The organism is Variovorax sp. 350MFTsu5.1 (genome assembly GCF_048302515.1).
Taxonomy (GTDB): Bacteria; Pseudomonadota; Gammaproteobacteria; order Burkholderiales; family Burkholderiaceae_C; genus Variovorax; species Variovorax guangxiensis.
Genome location: NZ_CP157620.1, coordinates 3,878,641 through 3,896,946 on the forward strand (window position 1 = coordinate 3,878,641; position 18,306 = coordinate 3,896,946).

Genomic DNA, 18,306 nt, shown 5'->3' on the forward strand with positions numbered 1-18,306 from the left:
CGTGAATGCACGACGGCCGGCCCCATGGAAGCGGCATGCGACGATGCTTGGCACAGGCACCTCCCACAAATGACGATCCAGACTCCCGGCAAGCTCCTTCTCCCTTTCCTCACCGGCTGCGTGATGGCCATTCACTCCCTTTGTGCCGCGGCGCAGACGCCCGCCGACCTGGCCCGCAGGAACGCCTGCATGGCCTGCCACGGCCTGGTGCACAAGCAGGTCGGCCCGGGTTTCGCGCAGATCGCCGAGCGCTATCGAGGCGACGCCGAGGCGGCCGCCCGGCTGGCCGGAAAGATCCGCGACGGCAGCGTGGGCACCTGGGGCCGCGTGATCATGCCCAGGCAGCCCCAGGTCTCGCAGGCCGATGCGCAGCTGCTGTCGCAATGGATCCTGTCGCAGCCCACACCGCGCTGAGGTCCATCAGGGGGTTCGGCCTCGCCCGATCGGTAACAAAGTGAGAAAATAGGTTACATAAACCTCCACGCCGGCTTCGGCCGCGGCACTTTCCAGCATCCCTTGAACTACCGCCCCGCACCCTTCTTCGCCAACGTGGTGCTCGTTCTCTCGATCGCACTGCTGGGCATCATCGGCGCCTACCTGGTCGGGGCAACCGGCGTGCGGCAGACCGACGCGCTGCTGCACATGACGCACGCCGACTGGCAGGTCGAGGACGCGTCGGGCTACACCGCGCCGCCCCTCAGGCAGGACGGCAGCGCCCTCCCGCACGACTGGAAGAAGGTCGAGCTGCCGCTGGCCCTGCCCATCGCGCTTTTGAGCCAGGCCGAAAACACTTCCACCAGCACCACCCGCACCACCTGGATCAGGCTCGGCACCCGCGGCCTGCCGGCCAGCTCCGGCCCGCTGGCGCTGTACGGCGCGCGCATCAAGACCGACGGCACCATCGCCGTCTATGCCGACGGCCACCTCGTCCACCGCGCGCAGCAGTCGGGCCCGCTGTGGAACAGCACCCGCACGCCGCTGTGGGTGCCGCTCGACGACCACGGCGCCGCCGGCAACGCCCCGCCCGCCGAGATCCTCCTGCGCCTGGAGCACACGCGCAGCGCCCAGGTGGCGCTGTCCTCGCTGTGGATCGGCCCGGTCGACACGCTCAGGGGCCGCCACGGCATGCGCCAGTGGCTGCAGCAGGAACTGCCCGCGATGCTGGGCGCGGCCTTCATGGCGGTGGGCGTGTTCGCCCTCTTCGTCTGGTTCAGGCGCCGCGACGAGACCGGCTACCTGCTCTTCTTCAATCTCTCGGCCACTTCCTTCATGCGGGGGCTGCACTTCTACGTGAGCCTGCCGGTGCTCAACGACTGGTTCGCGTGGCTGACCGTCAACTCGCTCTTCTGGCTGGTGATGGTCGTGCACTTCTTCCTGCGCCAGTTGCATGGGCGGCAGCTCGTGTGGCTCACCCGCGGCGTGGTCGCGACGACGGCGGCCATCGGCATCGTCACGATCCCCGGCCTCGCCATCGTGCAGAACACGCCGCAGGTCACGCCGCTGATCTACGCGGTGGCCGCGATGATGGGCACCGCCGTGTGCCTCGTGGGCGGCGTCAGCGCATGGCGCCGCTCCAACGAGGGCCGGCTGGTGGCGGTCGGCATCGGCATCTGCGTGCTGCTCGGCGTGACCGACTGGCTGCTGCAGAACAACTTCATCAGCCCCGAAGGCTGGTATCTCGGCGCTTACACCAACGCCGTCACCTTCAGCGTGTTCGGGGTGCTGATGTACCGCCGCTACGTGCACGCCATCGGCGAAGTAGAGGAGCTCAACGCGAGCCTCGCGCACCGCCTGCAGGCGCGCGAGGCCGAGCTCGAACTCAGCCACCGCCGCCTGCGCGAAGTCGAGCGCCTGCAGACCATCAGCGACGAGCGCCAGCGGCTGATGCAGGACATGCACGACGGCCTGGGCTCCTCTCTGATCAGCGCCATCCGCTCGGTCGAGGGCGGCGGCATGAGCGACGACAGGGTCTCGCAGATTCTCAAGAGCTGCCTGGACGACCTGAAGCTCACGCTCGATTCGCTGGAGCCCATCGAGGCCGACCTGCTCCTGCTGCTGGCCACCCTGCGCTACCGGCTCGAACCACGCCTCGAAGGCACCGGGGTCTCGCTGCGCTGGGAAGTGCAGGAGCTGCCCGCGCTGGAGTGGCTGGACCCGTCGAGCGCGCTGCACATCCTGCGCATCGTGCAGGAGAGCATCTCGAACATCCTTCGCCACACGCGCGCGACCGAGATTCGCGTCGGAACCTCGCTCGACGGCGCGGGCGTGCGCGTGACCATCGAGGACAACGGACAGGGCTTCGACGTAGACAAGGCCATGGCCTCGTCATCGGGCCGGGGCCTGCAGAACCAGCGCCGGCGCGCTCGCTCGATCCACGGCACCGTGAGCTGGGAAGCGCTCTCGACGGGAACGCGCTTCGTGCTGTGGCTGCCGCTGCGGCGGCAGGCTCAGGCGGCCTGACGGACGGCAGCGACTTCCGCGCGCGAGACGATCCCGCGCAGATCCGCTCCGGCGGCCAGAGTGCCCATCACTCCAGCGTGCCGACCACCAAGGCGCGATTCGATGAAGCGCTGCGCGATCGCGCCATCGCTGTGCTTGCACATCTCGCTCGCCTGCAGCGCGAGCGCCATGCGCGTCACGAGCGCGCGGGCGTTGCCTTCGTCGATCGCGCCGGTGCCGAGGTCGTCGCGCAGGCTCGCGATGAACTTCGCATGCGCCACGTTGCCCACCGACTGCGGCACCGAGACCTCGTCGAGGAAGACTTCGAGCGAGCCCTTCTCGCGCCCGAGCGCGCGCACCACGTCCATGCACATCATGTTCGTCGTGCCTTCCCAGATCGAGTTGAGCGGCGCTTCGCGATAGAGGCGCGCGATGGGGTTCTCCATGATGAAGCCGTTGCCGCCATGGACCTGCAGCGCCTCGTAGACGAAGTACGTTGCGCGTTGGCAGTTCCAGTACTTCACCACCGGCGTCGCCACGCGCGCCAGAAGCCGCTCGCGCTCATTCGTCGCCATGCCGTCGGTGGCGCGCGCCACGCGCATCGCCGAGAGCATCGCGGCTTCGCTTTCGAGTGCGAGGTCCGCCAGCACATTGGTCTGCATGGGCAGGTCGGCCATGCGGCGGCCGAAGCCGTCGCGCGTCGATGCGTGGCCGATCGCCAGCGTCAGCGCCTGCCGCATCAGGCCGGCCGAGCCGACCGCGAAGTCCAGCCGCGTCAGGTGCGCGTGCGAGAGGATCTCGCGGATGCCGCGGCCCTCTTCGCCGACCAGCATCGCCCAGGTCCTGTTGAACTCGACCTCGCTCGATGCGTTGGAGCGGTTGCCGCACTTGTCCTTCAGGCGCTGTACCGCGACGCGGTTGGCGCTGCCGTCGGGCAAAAAGCGCGGCACGAAGAGGCAGCTCACCCCCGACTTCGTCTGGGCCAGCGTGTAGAAGCCGTCAGAGGTGGGCACCGAGAAGAACCACTTGTGGCCGGTGATGCTGTAGACCTGCACGCCGTTCTTCTCGGTTCCGACGAAGGTGGCGGTGGTCTGCGTCTGGCGCAGGTCGGAGCCGCCCTGCTTCTCGGTCATGGCGTAGCCGATCACCGCGCCCGTTTTCTGAGAAAGCGGAACGCGGCGCGGGTCGTACTTGCCGGAGAGCGTCTTCTCTCTCCACTGCGCGAACTCCGGCCTGCCTTCGAAGCCGGCACACGCGGCGTACGCCATGCCGGTGGGGCAGCCGGTGCCGTTCTCGACCTGGTTCCACAGGTAGCTGAGCACGGCCCGCGCGAAGTGGCCCGAGCCTTCGCTGGTGGTCCACGCAAGGCCGGGCACGCCATGCGCAAAGGCCAGGCTCATGAGCTGGTGCCATGCGGGATGGAACTCGACCCAGTCGAGGCGGTTGCCGAAGCGGTCGTGCGTGCGCAACTGCGGGTTGTGCTCGTTGGCCAGTCGCGCGAGGTCCTGCACCTGCTCGTCGCCTGCGAGTGCACCGACGGCCGTCGCATGCGGAATGCTCCACGGTGCATGACGCTCGACGAGCTCCCGTAGCGCCACGTCGCCGGTGAATGCGTTGTGGCCGATGCATGGCTCGGCCTGGTTGAATACCTTGTGCGTTTCGACGCCCGTTTCGACGCCATTGGCGAGCGAAAACTGGAACGCCAGTTCGGTGCTCTCGAGAGGCATGTTCATGAAGGTCTCCAATGAGTGGCGGCAAGGTGGCTGCGCCGCGGAGCATGGTGAATCATTCCTCGCCGTTCGTGAATCTGATCTTTCCCGGGCCCTCTCGTGAGCCGCCGAATGGCACAGCCTTTGCTTGACCGGGACATCGAGGCCGGAGGCTTCCCGCTTCCACCAAGATCGCGCTGTAATCACCGGAACAAGGCGGCCTTGCTCACCATTCAGGTGCCATCGATCGGCTGGACGACGCTGGATGGATGCGTGGCAATCGCCGATGCAAACGGAGGTTTTCGTTGGCCAAGCTGGACCCTCTGAACACGTCGCGCTACTGGCATGCGCCCGGCCTGCCGGGCATGGACATGCTGCACGCGGACTTCACCACGCACGAGTACGCGCCTCACGTGCACCACTCCTTCGTGATCGCCGTCACCGAAGTCGGCGGCGCAGAGTTCAAGAGCCGCGGCCGCACCGGCGCGGCACACCAGCAGGCGCTGCTGGTCTTCAACCCGGCCGAGCCGCACTCGGGGCGCATGGGCGGCAGCCCGCGCTGGCGCTACCGCTCCTTCTACCTGGCAGACCCGGGCATCCGGCACCTGATGACGACGCTGGGCATGGACCAGGCCCGCTACTTCGACTCGAACGTCTATTGCGACGAAGAACTGATCGGCTGCTTCCTCGAACTGCATCGCGCCTTCGATGAGGACGGCGGCCAGTGCGATCCGCTGCGGCAGCAGGAGCTCTTCGTGCACACCTTCGGCACGCTCTTCCAGCGGCATGCGCAGCAGGGGCACCGCGTGCTGCCGGTGCCCGCCGACACCAGCGTGCTCGCGCCTGTGCTGGAGTTGCTGCGCGATGCCTTCGCCGAACGGCTGACGCTGGAAGCGATGGCCGAGGCCGCGGACCTCACGCCCTTCCAGCTGATCGGTGCGTTCAACCGCGCGATCGGCCTGACGCCGCACATGTACCTCACGCAGCTGCGGCTCAGGGCGGCGATCAGCCATCTCACCGCGGGCAGGCCGCTCATCGAGGCCGCCGTGGCGAGCGGCTTCTACGACCAGAGCGCCCTCACCCGGCATTTCAAACGCACCTTCGGGATGACGCCGCTCCAGTACGTCCGCGCACGGATCAACTGACGCGCCGGCGCTCTTTCCGGGCGCTTCTTTCCGCATCTTTTTTCTCGCCGGCTCGCGCGGAATGCACCGCGCGGGGCCGGCTTTGCCGCGTGCGCGCCGCAATAGAAACCTTCTTCTGAATTCGGCCGAATCTCTTTTTGCCGCAATCACCCGGCGCCGCAATTTTTACCAATACGGCCTTCTGCACGCTGTCTATCGTGCAACCAAATGGCCTCGGCTATTGCGAAGTAATCAGTTGGTTTTCAATGGCGTTTAACAAACAGGTGCCCCATGCAAAACGTTGATCGCGGTATTACTGGCTCTTCCCTCGCAGGCTCCGCAATCCTGCTCGAAATCGGTGCGGAGTATGGAGTCATCGAATTTCTCCAGAATTCGGAGGTCGTGGACGCTGCGGCGGCGTCGCGATCCTGCGGAATAAAGGAGTCGGTGATCTCCGCCTATCTCGACTCCCTGAGCAAGGCGGGAATCATCGAAGTGCTGAGCCCCGCGGCTCCTGCCACCTACAAGGTCGGCAGCAACTTCGAGGAGCTGATCAACGAGGTCGGCTACCTCTCGTGGGCATTGCGCGCCTGCGCGCCCCTGATCAACAACGCGAAGGAGTTCTCAGAGCACAACGAGGAGGCGCAGGCCAAGTACCCGCGCAGCGGCGGGCTGGTGGCGCGCACTTCGAAGTGGATGGGCGAGAAGTCCTTCTATCCGCAGCCCGAGAACGCCATCGTCGCGATGGCACCAAGGAAAATCGTGGATCTTGGATCGGGCTCCGGCGGCTTCCTGATCCGCATGCTGCGCAAGATCCCGGGCTCCACCGGCGTGGGCATCGACCTGAGCGCATCGGCCACCGAGCAGGCCGTGAACGCGGCCTCCGAGGCCGGCATGAGCGACCGGCTCAAGTTCGTGACGGCCCCCATCCAGGTGCTGGTGGAAGACGCGTCGCTGATCAAGGACGCCGACATCATCCACGCGGGCTTCGTGATGCACGACCTTCTTCCGGCGGAAGAGGAAACGCTCGACGCATTGCTGCGCGCCTGCTGCACCCACGCGATCAAGGGCACGCTGATCATCGTCGACGCAATTCCGGTGGCCCAGTCGAATTGGGAAAAGCCGTTCGCCGCGGCATTCAACCACCTGCACAACCATTTCATGTCCAGAAGGCTCCTGAGCGAGGAGGAATGGACCGAAAAGCTTTTCCGCGCGGGATTCTCGAACGTGCGGATCGAGGTACTCGACCACCCTGGAGGGCGCATGTTGATGGCAAGCAAGTAAGCACACCACCGTTAATCGAATTCTCCCCTTGGCATTTTTTCAACCCACTGTGATTAGGAGCAAGAAATGAGCGTAACCATTTCCGATCTGGTTGATAGAGTCAAAAGTCACCGGTGCTATTCACACCCGATTTTCAAGAATTGGGCAAGGGTGGAACCGGAACCGCCCGTCGTCGGCGCCCTGTTCCACCAGATCCAGAGCTTCTGCGCCTCGACGCGTCCGGGCTGGAGCTTTCCCGACGCGCTGAAGAAGCACGGCCTGCACAAGCAGAGCGAGCTGCTCGAGGAGATCGTCGAGAGCGAATCGGGCCACGGCCCCGAACTCGCGACGATGGCGGGCTTCATCGTCAACCAGTCGGCCGAGGCGCCGGTGTTCGCCGACCTCTACAACCAGGAGAAGGTCGAGGCGAAGCTCAAGGCCTTCTCCGACCAGCTGCTCGGCTCCCTGCCCGGCTACGACATGGAGACCGGCCTGACCACGCAGGTGCGCAAGGCCATCGGCGTTTTCGATCACCGCAAGCTGACGGACATCGAGAACACCTACCGCAACCTGGGCACCACGCTGGCGCTCGAGATGATCTCCAACCAGCAGCTGATTCCGGGCGAGAAGTACTGCCTGGTCGACAGCGGCATCTACAACGCCGACCTGGAGAAGCCCGAGATGCACTACCTGCTGGAACACTGGGGCGAAGTCGGCGCCGAACAGCATCACGAGCAGAACGCGCGCACAGCGGTCGAGCTGGCGCTGAAGACGGAATACGCCCACCTCGTCATCGAAGGCGCGGACGACTTCCTCGACTCGCTGACCGGCCTGTGGGACGTGCTGGACGCGGCGCTGCTGCAATCCGGCGTCGCGACGCAGAAGAAGGTCGCCTACGTCTGACGGCACGAGCGGCCGAGCCTCCACGGGAACGCCAGATGGTCGCCTATCTGATCGGCCGGATGTCCATCGTGAATCCGGACCAGTACAACCAATACAAGCAACTCACGCCCGGCATCGTCGAGAAGTTCGGCGGCAGGTTCCTGACGCGAGGAGGCGAGCGCATGCACCTGGAAGGCGCTCACGACGACAGGCGAGTGGTTCTCGTGGAGTTCAAGACCGCGGACGCGGCGAGGAAGTTCTACGAGTCGCCCGAATACACCCACGCAAGAGGGTTGCGAAAGGACGCCGCGATCGACATGCAGCTCATGGTGATCGAGGGGTTCGAGGAGCCGCCGGCCTAGCCGGGCAGATCTTCGGCACCACGTCCTCTTCCTGAAGATTCATTCACAACAAATCGCCCGATACGACCGATGGAGACTCGGTCGTGTCATACCGAACATGACGACAACCATTGCCCTGCCGGCTGCTTCGAAGAGCAGCTTCTTCTCATTCGTCGCGCTACTACTGGGCGCGGCGGCGCTGGCGCTGGGCGGCGTTTTCCTGCGCCACAGCGAGCTACCGCCGACCGCGAGCGCCGTCTACAGGGTTGCGCTGGCGATCCCGATCTTCTTCCTGCTCGACATGCTCGCGGCGAGGTCCGAGCCGGTACCCGCGGGGGCACAGCAAGCCGGCCAGCAACCCACGCCGCGCATTCCCTTCAAGCTCATCCTCGTTGGCTTCATCTTCTCGGGCAACCTCGCGCTCTATCACTGGTCGATGACGCTGACCACGCTGGCCAACTCCAACCTGCTCGCGAATCTCGCTCCCATCTTCGTGGTGCTCGGCTCCAACCTCTTTCTCGGAAAGAGGTTCAAGCGGGGCTTCCTGTTCGGCATGCTGTTCGCGCTGACCGGCGCGTTCATCCTCATAGGCCACCGGCTCGACTTCGGCTCGAACTACATGGCCGGCAACCTGCTCGGCCTGCTGACCGCCGTGTTCTACGGCTCCTACCTGCTGGCGGTGAGCCTCGTGCGCTCCAACTACCGCACCATGACCGTCATGGCCTGGAGCAGCGTGGGCACGTTCATCATCCTTCTGCCCATCACGCTGCTGCGCGGCGAGTCGCTGGTGCCGCACACGATGCATGGCGTGTTGATGCTGGTGGCGCTGGCGGTGGTGTCGCACGTGGGCGGCCAGGGCCTCATCGCCTATGCGCTGGCCAAGCTGCCGGCGGCCATGTCGTCGATCACCCTGCTGATACAGCCCGTCATCGCGACCGTGTTCGGCGCGTACCTGTTCCACGAGTACCTGAGCGCCACCGAATTCGTCGGGGCCGTGGTCATCCTGGCCGGCATCGTGACGGCCAGGCGCTTCTCCTGAGCAAGAAGCAACCCGCAAGAAATCAAGCATCCCGCACAACCCGAGGAATACATGTCTCCGTATCTCTGCCACATCGAACCCGAGCGCTTCGAATTCGAGGCCGACGTCATCGCGCGCCGGCCGAATGCAGTTCTTCTCGACAAGTCCTACTTCTATCCGGGCGGCGGCGGACAGCTGGCGGACCGCGGCGTGCTGCATTGGAACGGCAGCCAGCTCAGGATCGACCGCATCGAGATGGAGGGCAGGAACGCCTGGCACTACTTCGACGAGGCGGACATCGGCAAGGTGCCGGGCGACAAGGTCATCGCCAGCGTCGACCAGGATTTCCGCTCGATGATGTGCCAGCTGCACACCGGCCTGCACATCCTGAACGCCCTCGTCTACCAGCGCTTCGAAGGCTCCCTGGTCACAGGCGTGCAGATGGCGGCCGACGGCACGGCCCGCATCGACTTCGACCTGCCCACGGTCGACAACAACGAGCTGCGCAAGCTCGAGCCCGAGCTCAACAGCCTGATCTCCGAGGGGCTGCAGGTGAACGCTGTGTATCTCGATTCGGCCGCGCTCGCGCGCGAGCCCGGCGTGCTGCGCAGCCGCTCGGTCGCGCCGCCGGCCCAGGACGACGGCACCCGCATCATCGAGATCGTGGGCCTCGACCGACAGGCCTGCGGCGGCACCCATCTTTCGAAGACTTCGCAGTCGGCGCCGCTGCGCATCATGAAGATCGAGAACAAGGGGCAGCACAACCGGAGGATCCGGATCGGACTGGTCAAGTAGACCGATCCAGCACACCGAGGAAGGCAAGACATGACGGTCGAAGCGGCTCTTCCACGTCCCTTGCCCGAGGGCTTCCTGCCTTCCGGCTGCAGCTACGCGCAGCAGGACTGGCCCGTGCTCGCGCGGCAGTGGTTTCCGCTCGTGCGCGCCGACGATCCGCTTGCGAAGCCGAGGCAGGTCGTGCTGCTGAACCTGCGGCTCGCCGTCTACCGCATGCCCGACGGCATGCGCATCGGCCGCGACATGTGCCCGCACCGCGGGCTGCCGCTGAGCAGCGGGCGCATCGAGGGAGAAGAGCTGGTCTGCGCCTACCACGGCCTGCGCTTCGGCTCCGATGGGCAATGCCGGCTGGTGCCGGAGAAGCTCGCGCCCAAGACGGCGGATTGCTTCAGAATCACGGCGTTTCCGGCGGTCGAGCGGCATGGTCTTATCTGGACCTGCCTGATTCCGGAGGACGAGACCTGGATGCCTTCCATTCCCTCTTCGGAGGGGACATCACCGCTGGACGGCGCGGTATCGATCTTCAAACTTTCAATCGGACCTCTGAGCGATTCACAGAAGGAGCTCGCGCTTAACGAGCTGCACAGACTTCTCAAGGAGATGGCCTTCGGCGGAATACCGAACAGCCTTCTCTCCTCTGGGACCTGAATTTTCTCCGCCAGAAATTTTCGCCAATATCACGGCGAGTCTCCCTGTCATGCTTGACCTCAAAGCGAGGCCAACACATGACGCAATCATTCCGCCAGGCAAGCACTGAAGTCCTGCCGCTATGCGGCTCGCAGCCCGATGTCCGTCCTGTGGAGCTGCTTCTATACCTGCGCCGCCTGCTGCTGTACCTAGCTTCCTCTTGCAGGCATTGACAAGGCGGCCTTCCACAGTTCGAAGCAGCTCCGCACTCGTTCACCCGAACTCGAAAAAAGAACCAGATGACAGTCTTCTCCACCGAGTCTTTCGCGGACCACGAACAGGTCGTCTTCATATCCGATGACGGGGTCGGGCTCCGGGCCATCATCGCCGTCCACAGCACCAAGCTCGGCCCCGCGCTGGGCGGCTGCCGGATGTATCCGTACGCCGACGAGGCTTCCGCCCTGCGCGATGTGCTCCGGCTCTCGCGTGGCATGACCTTCAAGGCCGCCGCCGCGGGGCTGGGCCTGGGCGGCGGCAAGTCGGTGATCCTCGGCGATCCGCGCAAGAGCAAGACGCCCGACCTGCTGCGGGCGATGGGCGTGGCGGTCAACCGCCTGGGCGGGCGCTACATCACGGCCGAAGATGTCGGCACCACGGTCGACGACTTCGCCTGGGTACGGCAGAGCACTCGGCATGTGGTCGGCCTGCCGGAGGCACTGGGCGGCACGGGCGACCCGTCGCCGACCACGGCGCTGGGGGTCTACCACGGCATCGTGGCCGGCGTCGCGCACCGGCTGGGCCGCGACCTGCGCGGGCTGACGGTGGCCGTGCAGGGCCTGGGCAACGTCGGCTGGAGCCTGTGCCGGCTGCTCGCCGAGGCAGGAGCGCACCTGGTGGTGTGCGACATCGATCCGGTACTCGCGGGCAAGGCCGCAGCCGAGTTCGGCGCCAAGATCGTCGAGCCCGACGCGATCTACGCCGTGCAGGCCGATGTGTTCGCTCCCTGCGCGATGGGAGCCGTCGTCAACGACAAGACACTGCCGCAGATGCGCTTTCGCGTGATCGCGGGCGGCGCGAACAACCAGCTCGCACGCGACGAGCACGGCCGGCAGCTGCGCGAGAGGGAGATCCTCTACGCGCCGGATTTCGTCATCAACGCGGGCGGCCTGATCCGCGTGGCGTCGGAGCACGAAGGCTTCAACCGTGCGAAGGTCGATTCGCAGGTGGAAGGCATCGGCGCCACGCTGCGCCGCATCTTCGAGCTGGCCGACCGCGAGGGTACGCCGACCCAGTCGGCCGCGATGCGGCTCGTGCAGGAGCGGCTGGGCGGCAGCGGCAAGCCGGGCGGCACCGCCACAAGCACCGGCAACACCAACCAGCGGCCCCTTGCCGAGCGCGTCGCATGAACACCATCGACATCCTGCGCGCCCTGGTGGCATTCGACACGACCTCGCATCGTTCCAACCTCGAGCTGATCCACTGGATCGCCGACTACCTCGCGGGGCACGGCGTGAAGGTGCAGCTCGTGCACAGCGAAGACAGGCGCAAGGCCAACCTGCTGGCCAGCATCGGCCCCGACACCGCCGGCGGCATGGTGCTCTCGGGGCACAGCGACGTGGTGCCCGTGACCGGCCAGAACTGGAGCGCCAGCCCCTTCACGCTGGTCGAGCGCAACGGCCGCCTGCACGGGCGCGGCGCGGCGGACATGAAGGGCTTCATCGCCGCGTGCCTGTCGGCCGTGCCCTCGTGGCGGCGGCAGCCGCTGCGCCGGCCGATCCACCTGGCCTTTTCCTATGACGAGGAGATCGGCTGCCTGGGCGTTCCGCAGTTGGTGGAGCGACTGAAGGCGCAGGTGGAAGAACCCGCGCTGGCCATCGTCGGCGAGCCGACCGAGATGCGCGTCGGCGTGCGGCATCGCGGCTTCTTCGGGCACCGTGCGCTCTTCACCGGGCTGCCCGCGCATTCGAGCGACCCGTCGCTGGGCGCCAGCGCGATCGAGCCCGCCGCCTACCTCGTCACCCGGCTCGCCGGGCTTCGGCGCAACCTTGCGGGGCGCGGCGGCGAGGCCACCATCAACATCGGCCAGATCAACGGCGGCACCGCGATCAACATCGTGCCGGGCTGCTGCGAGGTGCTGTGGGAGTTCCGGCCGCAGGACGAGGCCACAGCCCGGCTCGTGCGCGACGCGGTCCGCGATGCGCTGGCCGACCTCCCCGCCGGCGTGACCGTCGAAGCCAGCCAGGTCGCCGGCGTGCCGGCGCTTTCGGCGCGCGACAACGACACGGCCGTCTCCGTGGCACGCGAACTCGGCGCGCTCTGGCCCGAGGCGGAACTGCCCTTCGGCACCGAGGCCGGCTTCTTCCAGCAGGTCGGCATCTCGACGGTGGTGTGTGGCCCCGGCTCCATCGCGCAGGCGCACCAGCCCGACGAATGGATCGCCGCAAGCCAGCTGCAGGCGGCCGACCGCTTCATGCAATCGGCCGGCGCATGGGCCCTTTCCAGGTCCGCCACCCGTTCAACGACTCCAACTCTCAAGACAGCATGAAAAACCTTGACGCTGCCGCGCTGGCGGACGCCACGAGCAACCTCGCTCCCCTTTCCTCTTCCCACGAAGTTCCCGTGCAGGCCGCACGAACACAGGATGCGGCGCGCCGCACAATCCTCGCTGCCGTCATCGGCAACACGCTGGAGTGGTTCGACTTCGCGGTCTACGGCTTCTTCGCGCTCACGATCTCGCGCCTCTTCTTTCCCACAGGCGACGAGACCTCCTCGCTGCTGCTGACGGTGGCGACCTTCGGCGTGGGTTTCGTGATGCGGCCGGTCGGCGCGGTGGTCCTGGGCGCGATCGGCGACTCGCGCGGGCGCAAGGCGGCGCTGTCCACCACGATCATGCTGATGGCGCTGGGCACGGCCATGATCGGCTTTGCGCCGACGTATGCCGACGCGGGCCTCTGGGCGCCCGCCTGGATCGTGCTGGCGCGGCTGATACAGGGCTTCTCCGCCGGCGGCGAGGTCGGCGGCGCGACGGCCTTCCTGGTCGAGCACGCGCCCAAGGGCCGACGAGGCTACTTCGGGAGCTGGCAGCAGGCGAGCCAGGCCGGCGCGCTGCTGCTGGGTTCGGTCTTCGGCGCGACGCTGACCGATGTGCTCACGCCGGAGCAGCTCCAGGCGTGGGGGTGGCGAGTACCCTTCCTGTTCGGGTTGATCATCGGGCCGGTGGGCTGGTACATCCGCACCCGCACGCAGGAGCCCGAGAGCTTCCGGCAGGCCAGGGCGGCCGGCCAGCAGGCTTCGCCCCTCAGGCAGGCGCTGGGGTCCTATCGCAGGGAAATCATCGCCGGCTTCGGCGTGACCATCGTGTGGACGGTGTGCACGTATTTCTTCCTGGTCTACATGCCGACGTATGCGGTGCGCACGCTGAAGCTGCCGCAGAGCGTGTCGCTGTGGGCCAATGGCGCGGGGCTGATGGTGCTGGTGGTGCTGGCGCCCTTCTTCGGCGCGCTGTCGGATCGCATCGGGCGCAGGCCGCTGCTGATCGGCTTCGCCACCGCGATCCTCGTGCTGGCCTATCCGGCACTTTGGCTTCTCACGGCCGTGCCCAACCCGTCGACGCTGACCATCGTGCTGCTGGTCTTCGCGGTGCTGATCGCCGGCTTCACCGGCCCCGCGCCCGCTGCCATGGCCGAGCTCTATCCGCCGCAGGTGCGGTCCACGGGTCTTTCCATTGCCTACAACTTCGCTGTCACGATCTTCGGGGGCTTCGCGCCCTTCATTGCAACGGCGCTGATCGCGCGGACGGGGAATCCGCTCGCTCCCGCCTGGTACGTGGTGTTCGCGGCGGCGGCCAGCCTCGTCGCGCTGCTGGCGGCCGGCTCGGCCTTGCGCAACAGGGACCGACCGACAACAACGCAACCGACCGCTCTCCCGAAAAAAGAAAACACCGCATGCCAGACCTGAAAGACACCCTGAACTTGCTGAAGACACCGTTCCCGATGAAGGGAGACCTGCCGAAGCGCGAGCCCGCACTGGTCGAGCGCTGGGCGCAGCAGCGCATCTACGGGCGGATGCGCGAAACGGCCGCCGGGCACCCGCCGTTCGTGCTGCACGACGGCCCGCCGTACGCGAACGGCGACATCCATATCGGGCACGCGGTGAACAAGGTGCTCAAGGACATGGTCTTCAAGAGCCGCTTCTTCGACGGCTTCGACTCGCAATGGATTCCGGGCTGGGATTGCCACGGCATGCCCATCGAGCACCGCATCGAGCAGATGAACGGCCGGGGCCTGCCGACCGAGCAGGTGCAGAAGCTGTGCCGCGACTACGCCATGCAGCAGACGCTGAGCCAGAAGAAGGTCCTGAGGGTCGGCAACAAGGTCGACGTGAGGGTCAGACAGACCTCGTTCCTGCGCTGCAGGAGGTGCTGGCGGCACGACGCCACCGTGGTGGACGAGGAAGGCGAGCAAGGAATGCTCTGCGAGCGATGCCGGACAGTGCTCGCCGGACTTCCCGAACTGCACGGCGCCTGATGGCTCCGTCGCCGGATGGAGCCGGCAAAGAAAAAACCCCTGTAGCTGGAGAGCTACAGGGGTCACATCTTGGCGGAACCGGAGGGATTCGAACCCTCGATGAGGCTCTACACCCCATACTCCCTTAGCAGGGGAGCACCTTCGGCCACTCGGTCACAGTTCCTGAAAGAAGCTGAGATTATGCCACTACTTAGGTGCCCGGCTGATCCAGATCGAAGGCTTTGTGCAGTGCGCGCACTGCCAATTCCATATATTTTTCGTCGATCACGACCGAAGTCTTGATTTCGCTCGTCGAGATCATCTGGATGTTGATACCTTCTTCGGCCAGCACGCGGAACATCTTGCTCGCCACGCCCACGTGGCTGCGCATGCCGATGCCCACGATGCTGACCTTGCAGATCTTGGTGTCGCCGACCACTTCGGTCGCGCCCAGCGAGGGCATCACCTTCGACTGCAGCAGGTCGATCGTCTTCGCGTACTCGTTGCGGTGAACGGTGAAGCTGAAGTCGGTCTTTCCGTCCTTGCTGAGGTTCTGGATGATCACGTCGACTTCGATGTTGGCGTCGGCCACCGCACCGAGGATGTGATACGCGATGCCCGGCTTGTCGGGCACGCCGAGCACCGAGATCTTGGCTTCGTCGCGGTTGAAAGCGATGCCGGATACGACGGCTTGTTCCATGTTTTCGTCTTCCTCGAAAGTGATCAGCGTGCCGGACTTGGCCTCTTCATTGATGTCGATGTCCCACGGCGTGAAGCTCGAAAGCACACGCAGCGGCACCTTGTACTTGCCGGCGAATTCCACCGAGCGGATCTGCAGCACCTTGGAGCCCAGGCTCGCCATTTCGAGCATTTCCTCGAAGCTCACGGTCGTCAGGCGGCGCGCATCGGGCTCGACGCGCGGGTCGGTCGTGTAGACGCCGTCCACGTCGGTGTAGATCAGGCACTCGTTGGCCTTCATCGCCGCTGCAATGGCCACGGCCGAGGTGTCGCTGCCGCCGCGGCCCAGCGTGGTGATGTTGCCGTCGTCGTCCACGCCCTGGAAGCCCGTGATGACCACCACCCTGCCGGCATTGAGGTCGGACATGACGCGCTCGCTGTCGATGCTCTCGATGCGGGCCTTGGTGTAGGAGTTGTCGGTGCGCACCGAAACCTGCCAGCCCGCGTAGCTCACGGACTCGACGCCCTCGGCCTGCAGCGCGATGGCCAGCAGTGCCGACGAAGCCTGCTCGCCTGTGGAGGCCAGCATGTCGAGCTCGCGGTTGTGGGCCACGCCGGGTTTGCTGGGCGCCAGTTCCTTGGCCAGGCCGAGCAGGCGGTTGGTCTCGCCGCTCATGGCACTCGGAACCACGATCATCTGGTGGCCTGCGCGCGCCCACTTGGCGACACGCTTGGCGACATTCTTGATGCGCTCGGTCGAGCCCATCGACGTACCGCCGTATTTGTGAACGATCAATGCCATGGGTGAAATCAGAGAAAAGGAAAGGGCCGCTTGATGGGCGGCGCCCTGCAAGCGGTCAGAGCGAAGTCTTCGGCGAGGGCGCAACATTGTACCAATGCAGCAAGTCGCCCCTGCGTTCGACGAAACCGGCGCCCACCTTGAGGTGGATGCGATGGCCGCGCGTGGTGCAGGCACGGACCTGATCGAGCAGCTGTTCCAACTGCGCCGCGCTGGGCCCGCAGCCGTGCGAGCGCATCAGCCAGTGGCGCAGCACGTTGGCCTGGCGCGCGCGCGACAGTGCCTGCAGCGTGGCGATGCGCGGCGGGCTGCCCACGCTTTCCAGGTCGTGCGCCGCCAGTTCGTTCAGCAGTTGCTGAGCCTGCGCGGCGTGGCCCACACTGCGCGCGAAGGTGGAGCGGAACTGCGGAAAAGCCTGCTCCAGCGCGGGCAGCAGCACGGAGCGGATCCTGTTGCGGGTGTAGCGCGCGTCCTCGTTGGTCGGGTCCTCGATCCACGGCAGCTCGCGGCCGGCCAGCCATTCGCGAACCTCGGCGCCCGCCACCGCGAGCAGCGGACGGTAGATGTCGAGCCCGTTGCGCTGCGCATGCGCCGGCATGGCCGCCAGCCCCGGCAGCCCCGCGCCGCGCGACAGCGCCAGCAGCAGGGTCTCGACCTGGTCGTCGGCGTGGTGCCCCAGCACGACGGACCTGATCGCTCCCCTGGCCTCGTCCGCACGCGCCATCTCGGCGAATGCCGCGTAGCGGGCCCGGCGGGCGGCGTCTTCAGGGCTTTCGCCCGTCGCATGCCGCGCATCGACGCGATGGACGACCAGCGGCACGCCCAGGCGCTCGCACATCGAACGGCAATGCTGCTCGAATCCGTCGGCCGCAGCCTGCAGCCCGTGATGTACGTGGAAGGCGACCACCTGCCCCGGCCAGCGCGCTGCGCAGGCGGCCAGCAAGGCGGTCGAATCGGCGCCGCCGCTGAACCCCACCGCCAGCGGCCAATGCGCCGGCTCGAACGCGGCAATGGCGCGTTCGAAAGCGGAGTTCATGACGGCGCCTGTGAGTTACCTGCCGCCGCTGTCGGCCTTGGTGTCGTTGAAGCGGCCGTAGCTCTGCAGGCGCTCGTAGCGGCGCTCCAGCAGTTCCTTCGGCTTGAGGTCGCTGACCTGGCGGAAGGCGTCGTTGAGAGCGCGCTTGAGGAAGGCAGCCATCTGGCGATGGTCGCGGTGCGCGCCGCCCACGGGCTCGTTCACGATCTTGTCGACCAGGCCCAGCGCCTTGAGGCGGTGCGCGGTAATGCCCAGCGCGTCGGCGGCTTCCTGAGCCTTCTCGCCGGTCTTCCAGAGGATGGAAGCGCAGCCCTCGGGGCTGATCACGGAATAAATGGAGTACTGCAGCATCAGCAACTGGTCGCCGACCGAGATCGCCAGCGCGCCGCCGGAGCCGCCCTCGCCGATGATGGTGACGATGATCGGCACCTCGAGCTGCGCCATCTCGAAGATGTTGCGGCCGATGGCTTCCGACTGGCCGCGCTCCTCGGCGTCGATGCCGGGGTATGCGCCGGGGGTGTCCACGAAGGTGAAGACCGGCAGCTTGAACTTCTCGGCCGTCTTCATCAGGCGCAGCGCCTTGCGGTAGCCCTCGGGCTTGCTCATGCCGAAGTTGCGCGCGGTGCGCTCCTTCGTGTCGCGGCCCTTCTGGTGGCCGATGACCATGCAAGGCACGCCGTTGAAGCGGGCCAGGCCGCCCACGATCGACAGGTCATCCGAGAAATGGCGGTCGCCGTGCAGTTCGACGAAGTCGGTGAAGATCTCGTTGACGTAGTCCAGCGTGTACGGGCGCTCCGGATGCCGTGCGATCTTGGTGATCTGCCAGGGCGTCAGGTCGCTGTAGATGTCCTTGGTGAGCTGCTGGCTCTTCTTGCCGAGCTGATCGATCTCTTCAGAAATGTCGACCGCGGATTCGGTCTGCACATAGCGCAATTCTTCGATCTTTGTTTCGAGCTCGGCAATCGGCTGCTCGAAGTCGAGGAAGGTTCGTTTCGCCAACGTCTTCTCCTGTTTATTTCAATTTGCTGCCCGCGAGCCCGTCGCATCCCATTCCAGGAACACCGCGGAACCGGCTTTGCCGGGCCGCAGG

At 66.1% G+C, this 18,306-nt stretch carries 17 protein-coding genes, 1 tRNA gene and 1 pseudogene; 13 read left to right on the forward strand and 6 right to left on the reverse strand.

The genetic code is table 11. The features are described from left to right. The first annotated feature begins 69 nt into the window (after positions 1 to 69). Positions 70 to 414, forward strand: coding sequence for a c-type cytochrome (locus tag ABL843_RS17630; protein WP_126023878.1), 345 nt, complete (start codon positions 70 to 72; stop codon positions 412 to 414). Positions 415 to 516: 102 nt separating this feature from the next. Further along, positions 517 to 2,460, forward strand: a complete 1,944-nt coding sequence (locus ABL843_RS17635) for an ATP-binding protein (RefSeq protein ID WP_418116679.1) — start codon at positions 517 to 519, stop codon at positions 2,458 to 2,460. Here ABL843_RS17635 and ABL843_RS17640 read toward each other — a convergent pair. Continuing rightward, positions 2,448 to 4,172, reverse strand: coding sequence for an acyl-CoA dehydrogenase family protein (locus ABL843_RS17640; protein ID WP_418116680.1), 1,725 nt, complete (start codon positions 4,170 to 4,172; stop codon positions 2,448 to 2,450). The two genes, ABL843_RS17635 and ABL843_RS17640, sit on opposite strands and share 13 nt — an antisense overlap. 281 nt (positions 4,173 to 4,453) lie before the next feature. Between ABL843_RS17640 and ABL843_RS17645 the strand changes: the two genes are divergently transcribed. Then, positions 4,454 to 5,293, forward strand: coding sequence for an AraC family transcriptional regulator (locus ABL843_RS17645; RefSeq protein WP_126023875.1), 840 nt, complete (start codon positions 4,454 to 4,456; stop codon positions 5,291 to 5,293). Here the strand turns inward: ABL843_RS17645 and ABL843_RS17650 are convergent. Next, positions 5,286 to 5,480 (reverse strand): hypothetical protein, encoded by a 195-nt coding sequence (locus ABL843_RS17650; protein WP_418116681.1) that lies wholly within the window; start codon positions 5,478 to 5,480, stop codon positions 5,286 to 5,288. The two genes, ABL843_RS17645 and ABL843_RS17650, sit on opposite strands and share 8 nt — an antisense overlap. Before the next feature lie 83 nt (positions 5,481 to 5,563). Here ABL843_RS17650 and ABL843_RS17655 point away from each other — a divergent pair, with 83 nt between their 5' ends. The 10 genes and pseudogenes from ABL843_RS17655 to ABL843_RS17700 all read left to right on the forward strand — a co-directional run. After that, positions 5,564 to 6,556, forward strand: a complete 993-nt coding sequence (locus ABL843_RS17655; protein WP_418116682.1) for a class I SAM-dependent methyltransferase — start codon at positions 5,564 to 5,566, stop codon at positions 6,554 to 6,556. Positions 6,557 to 6,622: 66 nt separating this feature from the next. Beyond that, on the forward strand, positions 6,623 to 7,438 hold the full coding sequence (locus ABL843_RS17660; protein ID WP_126023873.1) for a hypothetical protein: 816 nt from the start codon (positions 6,623 to 6,625) through the stop codon (positions 7,436 to 7,438). Between the two features lie 35 nt (positions 7,439 to 7,473). Beyond that, positions 7,474 to 7,779, forward strand: coding sequence for a DUF1330 domain-containing protein (locus ABL843_RS17665; protein WP_369661970.1), 306 nt, complete (start codon positions 7,474 to 7,476; stop codon positions 7,777 to 7,779). Between the two features lie 97 nt (positions 7,780 to 7,876). Continuing rightward, a complete protein-coding gene (locus tag ABL843_RS17670; RefSeq protein WP_418116683.1) occupies positions 7,877 to 8,797 on the forward strand; it encodes a DMT family transporter in 921 nt (306 codons plus the stop codon). Positions 8,798 to 8,848: 51 nt separating this feature from the next. Beyond that, the gene (locus ABL843_RS17675) at positions 8,849 to 9,571 is read left to right on the forward strand and encodes an alanyl-tRNA editing protein (RefSeq protein WP_418116684.1); all 723 of its coding nucleotides are present in this window, start codon (positions 8,849 to 8,851) and stop codon (positions 9,569 to 9,571) included. Between the two features lie 30 nt (positions 9,572 to 9,601). Then, complete coding sequence (locus ABL843_RS17680) at positions 9,602 to 10,219, forward strand: Rieske 2Fe-2S domain-containing protein (protein ID WP_418116685.1); 618 nt, start codon at positions 9,602 to 9,604, stop codon at positions 10,217 to 10,219. A 278-nt stretch (positions 10,220 to 10,497) separates the two neighbouring features. After that, positions 10,498 to 11,604 (forward strand): Leu/Phe/Val dehydrogenase, encoded by a 1,107-nt coding sequence (locus ABL843_RS17685; protein ID WP_418116686.1) that lies wholly within the window; start codon positions 10,498 to 10,500, stop codon positions 11,602 to 11,604. Continuing rightward, on the forward strand, positions 11,601 to 12,743 hold the full coding sequence (gene argE / locus ABL843_RS17690; protein ID WP_184637353.1) for an acetylornithine deacetylase: 1,143 nt from the start codon (positions 11,601 to 11,603) through the stop codon (positions 12,741 to 12,743). The genes ABL843_RS17685 and argE overlap by 4 nt, the downstream gene beginning before the upstream one ends. Then, positions 12,740 to 14,155 (forward strand): MFS transporter, encoded by a 1,416-nt coding sequence (locus ABL843_RS17695; protein WP_418116687.1) that lies wholly within the window; start codon positions 12,740 to 12,742, stop codon positions 14,153 to 14,155. Before argE ends, ABL843_RS17695 begins: the two co-directional genes overlap by 4 nt. Continuing rightward, positions 14,143 to 14,565, forward strand: a pseudogene (locus ABL843_RS17700) (class I tRNA ligase family protein); the annotation flags it as partial. The gene ABL843_RS17695 and the pseudogene ABL843_RS17700, both read left to right, overlap by 13 nt. A gap of 229 nt (positions 14,566 to 14,794) precedes the next feature. Here ABL843_RS17700 and ABL843_RS17705 read toward each other — a convergent pair. The 4 genes from ABL843_RS17705 to ABL843_RS17720 form a co-directional block, all read right to left on the reverse strand. Further along, positions 14,795 to 14,887: transfer RNA gene (locus ABL843_RS17705), tRNA-Ser, on the reverse strand. A 27-nt stretch (positions 14,888 to 14,914) separates the two neighbouring features. Beyond that, entirely contained in the window at positions 14,915 to 16,183 is a 1,269-nt protein-coding gene (locus ABL843_RS17710; protein WP_126023864.1) for an aspartate kinase, read from the reverse strand. Between the two features lie 55 nt (positions 16,184 to 16,238). Further along, on the reverse strand, positions 16,239 to 17,216 hold the full coding sequence (gene tilS, locus ABL843_RS17715) for a tRNA lysidine(34) synthetase TilS (protein ID WP_418116689.1): 978 nt from the start codon (positions 17,214 to 17,216) through the stop codon (positions 16,239 to 16,241). 15 nt (positions 17,217 to 17,231) lie between these two features. Further along, positions 17,232 to 18,215, reverse strand: coding sequence for an acetyl-CoA carboxylase carboxyltransferase subunit alpha (locus ABL843_RS17720; RefSeq protein WP_184637343.1), 984 nt, complete (start codon positions 18,213 to 18,215; stop codon positions 17,232 to 17,234). Positions 18,216 to 18,306 lie beyond the last annotated feature (91 nt).

Excerpts from the sequence above, each read along its gene's own strand:
- tilS (WP_418116689.1), bottom strand. The coding sequence starts at position 17,216 with ATGAACTCCGCTTTCGAACGCGCCATTGCCGCGTTCGAGCCGGCGCAT.
- ABL843_RS17660 (WP_126023873.1), top strand. The coding sequence starts at position 6,623 with ATGAGCGTAACCATTTCCGATCTGGTTGATAGAGTCAAAAGTCACCGG.
- ABL843_RS17675 (WP_418116684.1), top strand. The coding sequence starts at position 8,849 with ATGTCTCCGTATCTCTGCCACATCGAACCCGAGCGCTTCGAATTCGAG.
- ABL843_RS17665 (WP_369661970.1), top strand. The coding sequence starts at position 7,474 with ATGGTCGCCTATCTGATCGGCCGGATGTCCATCGTGAATCCGGACCAG.
- ABL843_RS17710 (WP_126023864.1), bottom strand. The coding sequence starts at position 16,183 with ATGGCATTGATCGTTCACAAATACGGCGGTACGTCGATGGGCTCGACC.
- argE (WP_184637353.1), top strand. The coding sequence starts at position 11,601 with ATGAACACCATCGACATCCTGCGCGCCCTGGTGGCATTCGACACGACC.
- ABL843_RS17680 (WP_418116685.1), top strand. The coding sequence starts at position 9,602 with ATGACGGTCGAAGCGGCTCTTCCACGTCCCTTGCCCGAGGGCTTCCTG.
- ABL843_RS17695 (WP_418116687.1), top strand. The coding sequence starts at position 12,740 with ATGAAAAACCTTGACGCTGCCGCGCTGGCGGACGCCACGAGCAACCTC.
- ABL843_RS17630 (WP_126023878.1), top strand. The coding sequence starts at position 70 with ATGACGATCCAGACTCCCGGCAAGCTCCTTCTCCCTTTCCTCACCGGC.
- ABL843_RS17685 (WP_418116686.1), top strand. The coding sequence starts at position 10,498 with ATGACAGTCTTCTCCACCGAGTCTTTCGCGGACCACGAACAGGTCGTC.
- ABL843_RS17640 (WP_418116680.1), bottom strand. The coding sequence starts at position 4,172 with ATGAACATGCCTCTCGAGAGCACCGAACTGGCGTTCCAGTTTTCGCTC.
- ABL843_RS17670 (WP_418116683.1), top strand. The coding sequence starts at position 7,877 with ATGACGACAACCATTGCCCTGCCGGCTGCTTCGAAGAGCAGCTTCTTC.
- ABL843_RS17655 (WP_418116682.1), top strand. The coding sequence starts at position 5,564 with ATGCAAAACGTTGATCGCGGTATTACTGGCTCTTCCCTCGCAGGCTCC.